The following is a 12,577-nucleotide window of genomic DNA, read 5'->3' as shown; positions in this document are numbered from 1 at the left end:
GTGAGACTCCCAGGGCACCGCACCCAACAAAAACCCCCACACTCACACAGGAAGTGTCATGCGCCCCCACTTCGCCCGCACGCTCCTGGCCCCCCTCTTCGCCCTCCTCCTGGCCCTCCTCACCTCGCCCCCCAGTACCGCGAACACCGGAGCACCCCCCGTGACCCAACCGAAGTACGCCGGCTATCTCTTCGCCTACTTCACCGGCGAGGGCACCGCCGACGGCGAGCAGATCCGCTATGCCCTCAGCCGGGGCAACGACCCGTTGCATTGGCGGGAGTTGAACGCCGGGAAGCCGGTTCTGACGTCCACCATCGGTGAGAAGGGTCTGCGCGACCCGTTCGTGATCCGCTCCCCCGAGGGCGACAGGTTCTACCTCATCGCCACCGACCTGCGCATGTACCGGAACAGCAGCGGCAGCTGGGACGAGGTCCAGCGGCACGGCAGCAAGTCGATCATGGTGTGGGAGTCCACCGACCTGGTCCACTGGACCGACCAGCGCCTGGTGAAGGTCGCCCCCGACAACGCCGGCAACACCTGGGCGCCCGAGGCCTACTGGGACGACTCGCTCGACGCGTACGTCGTCTTCTGGGCGTCGAAGCTGTACGCCGACGACGACCCCGGCCACACGGGCTCGACGTACAACAAGATGCTGTACGCGACGACCAAGGACTTCCGCACCTTCAGCGAGCCGAAGGTCTGGGACGACCCGGGCTACTCGGTCATCGACTCGACGGTGGTGAAGTACAAGGACACGTACTACCGCTACACCAAGGACGAGCGGGACCCCAGCTCCTCCAGCCCCTGCTCGAAGTTCATCACCGCCGAGAAGTCCACGTCCCTGACCGCCACGAAGTACGACTTCGTGGCCGACTGCGTCGGCAGCGGTGCCATGGACCGGGGTGAGGGGCCGACGGTGTTCAGGTCGAACACCGAGAAGAAGTGGTACCTGTTCATCGACGAGTACGGCGGCCGCGGCTACGTCCCCTTCGAGACCACCGACCTCGACTCCGGCCGGTGGACCCCGTCCACCGACTACCAGCTGCCCGCCAGCCCCCGGCACGGTACGGTCCTGCCGGTGACGCAGGCGGAGTACGACCGGCTGCTGGCCGCGTATTCCCCCACGCCCACCTCCGTCGTGGACGCGACGGCGAAGGACCAGAAGGGATACGCGATCCTCACGGAGAGCGCCTCGAAGGTCGTCCTGCCGATGGAACCCGGCGCCGACCTCTCGCGGCTGGCCCCGAAGCTGTGGGTCGGCGAGGGGGCCACGGTGAGCCCGAGGTCCGGCGCCCGCCGCGACTTCCGCAAGCCGCAGACGTACACCGTGACGGCCGCCGACGGGACGAAACGCACCTGGACGGTCGAGGCGGCCGTGACCCGCAGCCCCGTCCTGCCCGGCCTCAACGCCGACCCGGACGTCCACTACCTGAACGGCGAGTACTGGATCTACCCGACGACGGACGGCTTCCGGGGCTGGAGCGGGACCAGGTTCAAGGCCTACTCCTCCAAGGACCTCGTCCACTGGAAGGACCACGGGGTCGTCCTGGACCTCGGGCCGGACGTCGGCTGGGCGGACAAGTACGCCTGGGCCCCGGCGATCGCCGAACGCGACGGCACGTACTACTTCTACTTCTGCGCCGAGCAGCAGATCGGCGTGGCCGTGGCCGACTCCCCCGCGGGACCCTTCAAGGACGCGCTGGGCAAGCCGCTGGTGGCGAAGGGCGGCGCCTACTCCGGCCAGATGATCGACCCGGCCGTCTTCACGGACGACGACGGGACCTCGTACCTCTACTGGGGCAACGGCCACGGGTACGTCGTCCCGCTGAACGACGACATGGTGTCGTTCGACGCGGCGAAGGTGAAGGACATCACCCCGGACAACTTCCGTGAGGGGTCCTTCGTGGTCAAGCGCAGGGGCACGTACTACTTCATGTGGTCCGAGGACGACACCCGCAGCGAGAACTACCACGTGGCCTACGCGACGGGACCGTCCCCGCTCGGCCCGTGGACCAAGCGGGGGACGATCCTGTCGAAGCGTCCGGAGTACGGCATCCTCGCCACCGGCCACCACTCGGTGGTGAACGTGCCCGGCACCGACGACTGGTACGTCGTCTACCACCGGTTCGCGCTGAACGGCCCCGGACGGCCGGGGGGTGACGGCATGCACCGGGAGACCACGATCGACCGCATGGAGTTCGCGGCCGACGGCACGATCAAGCCGGTGGTGCCGACGCTGGAGTCGGTCCGGCCCGTGCGGCGCTAGCGCCGGCTCAGTCCATCGTCGCGCCGATGGTGGTGCTGCCCGTGGTCAGGAACGTGGTCACGGGCAGCGCGCCGTTGGACTGGCGGGCGTTGTAGGTGCTGGAGGCGTCCGTCGACCGGAAGGCGGGGGTCGCGATCCCCGAGTCCCAGTTGTTGCCGGCCGAGACCACCGAGGAGCCCTTGCTGACCAGGCCGCTGCCGTTGCTCACGGCGAGGTTCTTGCCGAGGCGGGCCGCGCCGGTGGCGAAGTAGTAGCCCCACTTGCCGTTCTTGTAGGCGGTGGTGCGGTTGATGACGATCGCGCCCTTGTTGGAGTTCTCGGTGAAGCCGTTGCCCGCGTTGTCCCAGGCGGCCGAGTTGTTGACGACGTGCGCGACGACCTCGCCGTCGCCGCCCAGCTTGTAGCCGTTGCCGTCGCCCGCGAACGCGGAGTCGCTCCAGCGGTTCTTGCCGTTGCCCATGGCCCATGTGTGCTCGATGGTCACGGGCGAGGAGAAGGACCAGAAGTCCAGACCGTCGTCGGAGTTGTTGTAGAGGCGGGCCCCGGTGACCAGGTTGCCTGTGCCCGACCCGAACTTGATGGCGAGGCCGTCGGCGTTCTCCCCGTGGTTGGCGGGGTCGTAGTGGCCGTAGGAGTCGAGGTTGCGGACGGTGTTGCCGACCGTCCCGTCTCCGGTGAGGGTGAAGCCGGAGTCGCCGCCGTTGATGGTCTTGATGTTGTTCCAGTTGGTGCCGGTGCAGGACTGGCAGACGACCGCGCTGTCCGGGGAGTTCTGGAAGGTGATGTTGGAGACGTTCCAGTAGTCGGCGGTCAGCTTGAAGATCCAGTCGCCGTCGGGGAGACTCCCGCCGTCGATCTTCACGGTCTCCGAGCCGTACGCGGTGAGCGTGATCGGGCTGGAGGAGGTGCCGTTCTTCGTCGACTGAAGGGTGGCCGTGGGGTAGTAGGTGCCGCCGCGCACCTGGATGACCGTCCCGGCGGTGGCGTTCTTGATGGCGTTGGACAGGTCGGTGGAGTTGCTGACGACCACGGTGGCGGCCTGTGCCTGGGTGGGGAGGACGGCGAGGCCGGCGCCGAGGGTGAGGCCCGCGAGGGCCGTGAGAGCGGTACGACGAGACATGGAGTGCGGGTCCTTTCGTCGTGCGGGTGGGGGAAGGGGACGGTTCACAGGACGGAGTCGAGCCAGGTGAAGACCTCGTCCTGCATGCGGTCGACGAAGACATGGCCGAGGTCGGGCCAGGTCTTCAGGTGCAACCGCTCCTCGGCGTGGCGGGAGCGCCAGACGGCGCGCAGCCTGTCGTGGGCCACGCGGACGCCGTCGGCGGGGAACAGCGGATCGAGTCCGCCGCCGAAGAAGAGCATCGGTCTGGGTGCGGCGATGCTCGCCACGTCGGGGAAGTCGAGATGGCGGGGCAGTCCCGGGTGGAGCATGTAGTAGGCGGACTGGCCGCGCAGGGTGTTGTTGCCGGGCACCATCATGTCCTTGAGCCCGGTCATCCAGCAGACGGCGGCCGCGGCGGCCACGTCGTCGCTGAGCGCCGCCGTCTGCCAGGCGCGGAAGGCGCCCATGGAGAAACCGACGGTCGCGATCCGCCGCCGGTCCACCCGGTCGAGCCGGGCGAGGAAACCGGCGGCGCGGGCGTCCTCGCGGGCCATGAGGCCGGCGAGTGACGAGCCCAGGTTGTAGAAGTTGCTCGCCAGGGCCTGCTGCTGGTCGTAGGCGAGGGGTCCGCGGTCGCCCCAGCCGAGGGCGTCGGTGGCGAGGACGACATAGCCGCGCCGGGCCAGCTCGTCGCCGACGAACCGCCCGCTGAAGTACCGCGCCGCCCAGGCCTCGGCGGACGCCAGCCGGGTGTCGTCGTACCAGGGCCGGACCAGTTTCTCCTTGCCGATGTCGAACTTCGCCCCGTGGTCGTGCAGGAGGAGCACGGCCGGGAAGGGGCCGGGACCGTGCGGGGTGAGCAGGGCGGCGCGGACGCGCTCGTGACGGGTGAGGGAGAGGGTGACCAACTCCCTCGTGCAGCCGCCTTCTTCGTGGCGGTGGCCGAACTCGGGGGCGTACGGGGTCTCGTCCTCCCGGTCGACGATCAGGGCCTCCTCGACCTTGGCGCGGGCGGCCCGGCGCCAGGCGCGGAAGTCACGGATCGGGGAGTTTCCCCAGGCGAGCGGGAAGGTCAGGGCGTCCTTCAGCGCGGGGTGGAAGTCGGGCAGCGGCCCGTCGACGACGGCGGCCTGCGCGCCGGTGGCGGCGACTCCCCCGGCGAGCAGGGCGGCCCCCGACCCGACCACGAACGCCCGCCGCCCCACCGGATCACGGACGCTCATACGGCCTCCAGTCCCCGAGGTAGGTCCGCCGGGTGTGCGCGGCGGCCTCCTCCGCCGTCAGCTGCGGCCGGTTCGCGGGCTCGGAGATCACCGCGCCCGGACCGCGGTTGGCGTGCTCCCGGAAGCGCATGGTCTGCCAGGGGTAGGCGTCCCGCATGTTGGTGTAGGGGGCGACCGCGTCGACGCCGGGCCCGATCCAGGTGTCCCGGACGACCAGCGAGGGCCAGGCGGTCGTCTCGTACGACGGCACCCAGGGCCGGGCCAGCTTGTACGCGGCGTCCTCGGCGCCGGAGGTGACGCGGCCGCGGACGGCGAGGAAGCCGTAGGGGTTGGCGCGGGCGGTGGAGGGGGCGAAGACCATGCCCTTGGGGGTGAAGGTCACGTCCCGCTGGAGGGTGTGGAAGTGGCAGGTGTCGAAGACGGCCCGGGCCCGGCCGAAGACGAAGTCGACGTCGCCCTCGATGTAGCAGCGCCGGTAGTACTGCCGGTCGAAGGCGTCCAGGGCGGTGGTGTCCGCGAAGAGGGTGTCCTGGTGGGCGAGGAAGCGGACGTTGTCGAAGCGCGAGCGGTCGCCGGTGACGTACGCGGCCACCGCCTGGGTGCCGGTGATGTCCGGGTGGTCGGCGCGCAGCCAGTCGTTGGCGAGGGTGAGGTCGCGGACGGTGAGGCCGGGGGCGGCGGAGGTGAAGGTGGCGGATCCGGCCGTGCCGTACGTGGTGCCGTCGGGCTTCTTCGTGCCGTTGGCGTTGTCGAAGACGAGGACGGCGGCGCGAGGGTCGCGGGAGGCGCCGCGCAGGGTCAAGGACCCCTTGTCGGCAGGGATGTTGACGACCTCCCGGTATGTTCCGGGGTGCACGACGACGGTCCAGCCGGGTCCGTCGGCCGCGTCCACGGCGGCCTGGACGGAGTCGCCGGGGCGGACGTGCAGGACGCGGCGGGAGTGGGCGTGGGCGGGGGTCGCCACCGTGCTCAGGGCGCCGGCGGTGAGTCCCGCGAGGAGGGTGCGCCGGCGCATCTCAGCAGGCCTCCTTCCAGGGCGTCCAGTCGCCGAGGCAGGTCTCGCGGGTCGCCGACTCGGCCTGCTCGGGCGTGAGTTGGGGCCGGTTCTCCGGGACTGTGATCCGTGCGCCCGGCCCGGTGTTGCGGTACTCGGCGAATCGCTGGTTCTGCCAGGGGAAGGAGGCGGACATGTCGGTGTAGGGGGCGACCGCGTCGATGCCGGGGCCGAGGTGGGTGTCGCGGACCGTGAGCATGGGGCGGGCGGTGGTGTCGGAGCTGGGCACCCAGGGGCGGGCCAGCTTGTAGTAGTGGTCCGGGGCCTCGCTCGTCACACGGCTCTTCGTCACCAGGTAGCCGCGCGGGTTGGCGCCCGCCGTGGAGGGTGCGAAGACGAAGCCGTAGGGGGCGGCGGCCAGGTCGGTGCGGTTCAGGGTGCGGAAGTGGCAGTGCTCGAAGACGGCGGTCGCCCGGCCGAAGACGAAGTCGACGTCTCCTTCGGCGTAGCAGTGGGCGAAGTACTGGCGGGCGAAGGTGCCGAGGGCGATCGAGTCGGCGTAGAGGGTGTCCTGGTGGCCGAGGAAGCGGCAGTGGTGGAAGGCGGACCGGTCGCCCTGGACCTTGATGGCGACGGCCTGGGTTCCGGTGATGCCGGGGTGGTCGGCTCGCAGCCAGTCGTTGGCGAAGGTGATCCAGCGGGCGGTGAAGCCGTCGGCCTGCACGGTGGTGGTGGCCGACCCGGTGGTGCCGTAGGTGCCGCCGCCGGGCTTGGGGGTGCCGGCCGCGTTGTCGTACACGATCACGACGTCCCGCGGGTTCTCCGAGGCGCCGATCCAGGTCGCCTCGGTGCGGGTGGCGTCGACGGCGACCGTCTCGCGGTAGGTGCCGGGGGCGATGACGAGGGTCCAGCCGCTGCCGACGGCGGCGGCCACGGCGTCCCGGACGGAGGTGAAGTCGCCGCGTCCCCGCGGGTCGACGTACAGGGTCCGCGGGGTGAGGCGGGCGGACGGGGAGCCGTAGCGGCCGAACGGGCGCGTCGGGCGGGTGGCGGCCCCGGCGGGGGCGGCCAGGAGCCCGAGGGCGGCGCCCGCGCCGGCGCTCGCCGTCAGGAATCCCCTTCTGGACAGGGGGAGTCGGGGGTGGGGCGAGGGCATGCGGGTGCTCCTTCGCGGTGCGGCTCGTCAGAGGGTTTCCGTTGCGGGCTTCCTCTGAGTTCTCTCGGGGCGTGGGGGATGGCGGGCCGGGGCGGTGGGGCCCCGGCCCGGACGGTCACGGCGTCGACGGGGTCAGCAGATCTTTCCGGCGCCGGCGCGGGCGCCGACGATGCCGGGGACGGCCTTGGGCGGGTCGACCTTGGTGCGCAGGGTCGGCGTCCAGCCCGCGCCGGACTGGAGGGTCTCGGCGGGGATCTCCGCGTTGTGCACCGCGATGAGGTCGGTCAGCCTGCCGTTGACGTAGTTGTTCTCGGCGGTCAGCGGCGACTCGTTCCACTTCTTCAGGACCTTGCCGACCTTGGCGCCGGCCGGCAGCGAGATGGCGTTGCCGCTGGCGTGGAGCTGCGAGGAGATGCCGACGCCGAAGATGTAGTAGTCGTTCTTCTGCTCCTCGGTCACCACGTAGTGGTTGTTGTAGACGTCGACCTGTCCGAACCGCACCCGCGGAGAGCGCTGGAGGATCCCCTCGAAGCGGTTGTGGTGCATGGTGACCTTGAGCTTGCCGGAGTCGAGGGCGGCGGTGCTGTCGCTGTTCCCGATCAGCATGTTCTTGTCGTGGTCCTGGAAGCGGTTCCAGGACACGGTCACGTAGTTGGAGCCGCGCACGATGTCGGTCAGGCCGTCGTGCTGCTGGAAGACCTTGCCGAAGTAGACCGGTCGCTCGCTGTCGGGGTAGCGCCCGTCGGTGAACGTGTTGTGGTCGATCCACACGTGGTCGGTGCCGTAGACGACCACGGCGTCGTACTCGGAGTTCCAGTTGCCCGTGTTGTTGTCGTCGGTCGGGTCCCACTTGGGGAAGCAGTCGAGCGGGGCCTCGATGGTGAGGTTGCGCATGATGACGTTCGAGACGCCCTTGATCTGGAGGCTGCCGCCGAGGATGCCGGAGTTCCTGCCGACGCCGACGATGGTGGTGTTGCTGGGGATGTTGGCCTTGATGACGGAGTCCTGGTTGGCGGCGGAGGCGACCCGCGCGTCCTCCTGCGGACCCATGGCGACCTTGTCGTTGCCGTAGACGGCCGGGTCGTAGTCCTTCAGGTACTGCTGGAGGTCGTAGCCGCCGGTGACGAAGGCCTCGCAGCCCTCGGAGACGGCGTCGATCATGCCCTTGACCTGGATGATCTTGGGTGCGTCGCCGCCGTCCTTCAGCGCGGCCTTGAACTCCGCCCAGGTGGTGACGGTGTAGATGTGCTCGGCGGCGGCAGCGGACCCGCCGGTCGTCCCGGTGCCGTAGGAGCCCCAGCCGTCGTTCGCGGCCAGGGTCTGCCGGGCGAGGCCGCCCGAGGACTGCGCCTGTGCCGTGGTGCCGGTGACCGTCAGGGCCAGGGCGGTGCAGCCGACGACAGCCATGCTCATGGCATGCCCATGCCATCTCTGTACGTTCACTGTGCGACTCTCTTTCGACGAAGAAGGGGGGTGGTTACGCGGTGGCCGGCGGCCAGGTGATCCAGGACTCGGGGATCTCCGCGTCGAGCCGGCGCACGTCCCGGGGCGCCAGCACCCGGCGGTGCAGCAGCTCGCCGGCGACGAGCCGGGCCACGGCGATCGCGCCCGGCGGATTGAAGTGCGTGTTGTCCTGCTCGGTCTCGGTCCAGTTGAAGTACGTCTTCGTCGCCTCGACCCCGAGCCGCTGCCACAGCGCGAGCGACAGCGCCTGGATGTCGAGCAGTGCGACGCCCTCCTCCTCGGCGAGCGCGCGCATCGCCGCCGGATAGTCGCCGTGACTCGGCACCGCGTTGCCCGCCGCGTCGAACCTCCGCCGCTCGACGGGCGTCAGCAGCACGGGCCGCGCCCCACGCGCCCGCGCCCCGTCGACGTACATCCGCAGATAGTCCTGGTACGTCGTCCAGGGCTCGGTGTAACGGGTGGGGTCGGTGGTCTTCTCGTCGTTGTGCGCGAACTGGACGAGCAGGAAGTCACCCGGCCGGATGGAGGCGAGGACGACGTCGAGCCGCCCCTCGTCCACAAAGCTCTTGGAACTCCGCCCGTTCACCGCGTGGTTGGCGACGGGCAGATCCCTGCGGAGAAAGAAGGGCAACGCCATACCCCACCCGGTCTCGGGCGCGGCATCGGCGAATTTCTGGGCGGCGGTGGAATCACCGGCGATGTAGAGGGTGCGGGGTCGCTGCGCGGCTTGAGCGACACCGGGGGCCGCGGCAGCGAGGGGGAGGGCGGCGAGAGCCGCGGACGTGACCTGTCTACGCGTAAGGGACACGAACGTGCACCTTTCAACAGCAGGGGTTTTCTGATCTGAGGGGCGCGGGGCTGTGTCGATGGGCGGCTCCGCCGCGGGAGCGCGCCCAGCCACGGCCGGTCCGAGGCCCGACCACGACGTCAGGGACCCGGACCGACCGCGAACGGCCGAGCCGACGGAGTTATCCGTTCTGCTTCTTCCATTCCGCCTGGGCTTCGTTCAGCTGGTCGGCAAGCGTGTCCAGGAATTCCTTCGCACTCATCTTCCCGAGCAGCACCTTCTGGAAGTTCGGCTCGTTGTCCGCCTTGGAAATGGTGTTCCAGTCCGGCAGGTAGTACGGCAGCTGCACGATCGTCGTGGAACCGTCCGTCAGCGCCTGCGCCGCCAGCTTCGTCGGCTCCGCCTTCTGGATCCACGCGTCCGACGCGGCCTCGGTGTTCGCCGGCACCTGCCCGGCCGACTCGTTGAACTTCGAGTTCTCCGCCTTCGAGGTGGCGAACTCGATGAACTTCCAGGCGGCCTCCTTGTTCTTCGAGCTCTTGAACAACCCGAGCCCGTCCACCGGGTTGGACACCTGAACCCGCTTGCCGTCGGCGCCCGTCGGCTGCGGAATGCCGCGGAACTTGTCGACCCCGAGCGCCTTCACATGGTCCTGGTACGAGCCCAGGTTGTGGTTCAGCATGCCGATGGTGCCGGAGTCCCACTGGGCGACCATCTTCGTGAAGTCGTTGTTGAGGTCGGCCGCCGGGGTGACCTTCTTGTAGAGGCCGACGTACTTCTCCAGCGCCGCCACGTTCTTCGGGTCGTTGACCGTGGTCTTGTCGCCGTTCCAGAACGAGGTGATCCCGCTCTGGCCGTACATCGCGTCCAGCGCCTGCGCGATGGAGCCGGCGCCACCGCGGATGGTGTAGCCGAACTCGTTCTTCTTGGCGTCGGTGAGCTTCTCCGCCGCGGCGTAGAACTTGTCCCAGGTCGTCGGCTCGTCCAGGCCCGCGGCCTTGAACAGGTCGGTGCGGTAGTACAGGACACCGTTGTTGGCGGAGGTCGGGATGGAGTACAGGGTGTCGTCGCGGCCGCCGGAGGCCTTCAGCACCTTGACCATGTCCTCGTTGAGCTTGCCGTTCAGGGAGGACTTGGCGAGCCGGTCGTCGAGCGGCTCCAGCGCGCCCTGCGCGGAGAAGCCGGCGATCATCGCCGCGCCGACGCCGCCGACGTCCGGCATGCTGCCGCCCTGGATGGAGGTGTCGACCTTGGACTGGTACTCGGTGGAGGCGATGCCGACGTACTCGACCTTGATGTCCGGGTTGGCCTTCTCGAAGTCGGCGATGATCTCCTTCCAGATGTCGGTGCGGACACCGCCGTTGTTGTCCCAGAAGACGATCTTGCCCTTGCCGCTGCCCTCCTCGCCCTTGTCGCCGCCGGCGCCGCTCCCGTCGTCACCGCAGGCGGTGGCGGTCAGGGCGAGCACGGCACCCAGGGCGACGGCCGTGGCGGCGCGCCTGTTTCTACGGATGCTGATCTTCATTGGTCGGCTCTCTTCTTCTGGATCCAACGAGGGTTTCTGTGAAGTTGTGGGGGGTCAGTGGTGGCGGGCGTACGGAGCCCAGTCGTCCGTGCCCTTGAGGTAGTGCGCGACGGTGTGCGTCCGTGCGTCGGCGTCGCTCAGCTGCGGCCGGTCCGCGGTCACGCCCGCCCCCGGGCCGAAGTTCCGGTACTCGGCGAACCGGGCGTCCCGCCAGGAGAAGCCGCTCATGTCGGTCCACGGGGCGGACCTGACCGCGGCGGGCAGCTCGGTGTCGCGGATCAGCACCTGGGCGACGGCCGCCGGTTCGCCGCCCGGGTGCCAGGGCCGCCCGAGGTGGAAGGTCCCGGCGGGCGCGTCGCTCACGATCCTCGACCGGGTGATCAGGAACCCGTACGGGTTGCCCGTCCAGGTCGAGGCGGCCGTGATGTACCCGTTGTTGGTGGCGGAGCCCCGGCTCAGCGCCCGGATCACGGAGCGCTCGACGACGGTCGTCGCCCGCCCGTAGACGAAGTCGACGTCGCCCTCGATGTAGGAGTCGCGGATGTAGACCCGGCTGATGACGTCCAGCTTGGGGCTGTCGGTCATCAGGGTGTCCTGGTTGCCCAGGAAGGCGGTGTCCTCGAAGACGATCCGGTCGCCGGTCGTCTTCACGGCCAGCGCCTGCTCGCCGTTCAGCTCGTGCGCGGCCTCGTCGAAGTCGTTGCTGAAGGTGAGGTTGCGGGCGGTGACGTCGTTCGCCGCGATGCGCACCGTGGCGCTCCCCGTCGAACCCCCGTACGCCGCGGGCGTGTCGTAGACGATGACGGTGTCCGAGCGGTCCTGTCCAGTCCCCCGCAACACGATGTTCGGCTTGGTCGCCGGGATGAACACCTTCTCGCGGTAGGTGCCGGGGGCGACGGCGACGATGACCGTTGAGGCGTTGCCCTCGGGCACGGCGTCCACGGCGGACTGCACGGTCGGGTAGTCGCCCGGGACGCGCAGCGTCACCGCGTCGCCGATCCGCTTCTGCGGCCCGGAGAACCGCGTCACCAGCGCGGGCACGGCCGCCGCCGGATCCAGCCGGTACGCGTAGAAGTCCCGCGGTTCGAAGGCGGCGCCCCACTCGTCGTGCCGGCCCGTCGTGTTCCTCAGGATGGACCCGCGCTCCACCAACTCCGCGGTGGCGTCGGCCTGGTAGGGGTGCTGGACGTCCCGGTAGTAGCTGTTCTCGATGACCATCTTCGTCCGGCCGCGCGACCAGTTGCCGTACGTCCACACCGGGTCGCCCGGATCCACCTGTGCCGTCAGGTAGTTGTTGTAGAGGTGCGCGTAGGCGGCGTTGTCGACGGACGGGTTGCGCTGCTTGGTGTGGGCGAACAGGTTGTGGTCGATGGTGATCTGCGTCTTGACGTTGCTGGTCCAGCCGAGGCCGAACGTCTTGTTGTTGTTCTCGAACCGGTTGTAGGAGACGGTGACGTACTCGCTGTCCTTGCGGACGTCCAGTTGCCCGTCGCAGATGTTCGAGAAGCGGTTGTGGTCGACCCAGACGTGGTGGACGGTGTCCATCTGGATGCCGTCGAAGTCGGTGTCCTTGCAGTCCCAGTTGCCCTCGATCGCCGAGTCGCGGATCGTCAGGTTGCGGATGATCACGTTGTGTGTGCCGGGGTTGAGGTGCAGTTCCCCGTGCACGATCTCGCCGGTGTCGCCGACGCCGACGACCGTCTTGTTCGAGGCCACCACGATGTCCGCGCCGAACGGCTCGACGGCGATCGCCCCGGCGACCCGGATGACGTACGGCTCCTCGGCGCCGGCGTACTTGGCCAGTGAGGACTGGTCGGTGACCGTGACGACCTTGCCGCCGGCGCCTCCGGTGGTGCCGCCGGCCAGGGAGGCGAAGCCGTGGGCCCGGTCGGTCCAGCGGTCGGCGGAGGCCGCCGCCTCGGTCCCGGCGTCGGCGGCTCTCGCCTCGCCGACCGCGCCGAGCCCCAGCGCGGCGATCAGGCCGGCTACGGCGGCCCCGACGAGGCCAGGCCTCGGCAAGCGCTTGCTATGGAAGTGCGTCATTGCGGCTCCCAACAGGC

Annotated in this window: 9 protein-coding genes; 1 reads left to right on the top strand and 8 read right to left on the bottom strand. The window is 69.6% G+C overall.

From position 1 onward, the window contains the following. Positions 1-58: 58 nt before the first annotated feature. Entirely contained in the window at positions 59-2,266 is a 2,208-nt protein-coding gene (locus ACPT94_RS21585; RefSeq protein ID WP_425246577.1) for a glycoside hydrolase family 43 protein, read from the top strand. 7 nt (positions 2,267-2,273) lie between these two features. Here ACPT94_RS21585 and ACPT94_RS21580 read toward each other — a convergent pair whose 3' ends face one another. From ACPT94_RS21580 to ACPT94_RS21545, 8 genes are all read right to left on the bottom strand, one after another. Next, on the bottom strand, positions 2,274-3,386 hold the full coding sequence (locus tag ACPT94_RS21580) for a right-handed parallel beta-helix repeat-containing protein (protein WP_360340122.1): 1,113 nt from the start codon (positions 3,384-3,386) through the stop codon (positions 2,274-2,276). A 44-nt stretch (positions 3,387-3,430) separates the two neighbouring features. Further along, positions 3,431-4,591, bottom strand: a complete 1,161-nt coding sequence (locus tag ACPT94_RS21575; protein ID WP_425246576.1) for a dienelactone hydrolase family protein — start codon at positions 4,589-4,591, stop codon at positions 3,431-3,433. Beyond that, positions 4,578-5,606, bottom strand: a complete 1,029-nt coding sequence (locus ACPT94_RS21570; RefSeq protein WP_425246575.1) for a pectinesterase family protein — start codon at positions 5,604-5,606, stop codon at positions 4,578-4,580. Before ACPT94_RS21570 ends, ACPT94_RS21575 begins: the two co-directional genes overlap by 14 nt. A gap of 1 nt (position 5,607) precedes the next feature. Then, complete coding sequence (locus tag ACPT94_RS21565) at positions 5,608-6,741, bottom strand: pectinesterase family protein (RefSeq protein ID WP_425246574.1); 1,134 nt, start codon at positions 6,739-6,741, stop codon at positions 5,608-5,610. A gap of 132 nt (positions 6,742-6,873) precedes the next feature. Then, the gene (locus ACPT94_RS21560; protein WP_425246573.1) at positions 6,874-8,154 is read right to left on the bottom strand and encodes a pectate lyase family protein; all 1,281 of its coding nucleotides are present in this window, start codon (positions 8,152-8,154) and stop codon (positions 6,874-6,876) included. A 64-nt stretch (positions 8,155-8,218) separates the two neighbouring features. Further along, complete coding sequence (locus ACPT94_RS21555; protein WP_360340137.1) at positions 8,219-9,013, bottom strand: rhamnogalacturonan acetylesterase; 795 nt, start codon at positions 9,011-9,013, stop codon at positions 8,219-8,221. A gap of 160 nt (positions 9,014-9,173) precedes the next feature. Beyond that, positions 9,174-10,517: an ABC transporter substrate-binding protein gene (locus ACPT94_RS21550; protein ID WP_360340140.1), complete on the bottom strand. Its 1,344-nt coding sequence runs from the start codon at positions 10,515-10,517 to the stop codon at positions 9,174-9,176. 54 nt (positions 10,518-10,571) lie between these two features. Further along, positions 10,572-12,560, bottom strand: a complete 1,989-nt coding sequence (locus ACPT94_RS21545) for a pectinesterase family protein (RefSeq protein WP_425246572.1) — start codon at positions 12,558-12,560, stop codon at positions 10,572-10,574. Positions 12,561-12,577 lie beyond the last annotated feature (17 nt).

The organism is Streptomyces aurantiaciflavus (genome assembly GCF_049808595.1).
Taxonomy (GTDB): domain Bacteria; phylum Actinomycetota; class Actinomycetes; order Streptomycetales; family Streptomycetaceae; genus Streptomyces.
The sequence above is the reverse complement of the archived record's forward strand: the minus strand, read 5'-3'. Positions and strand labels throughout refer to the sequence as shown.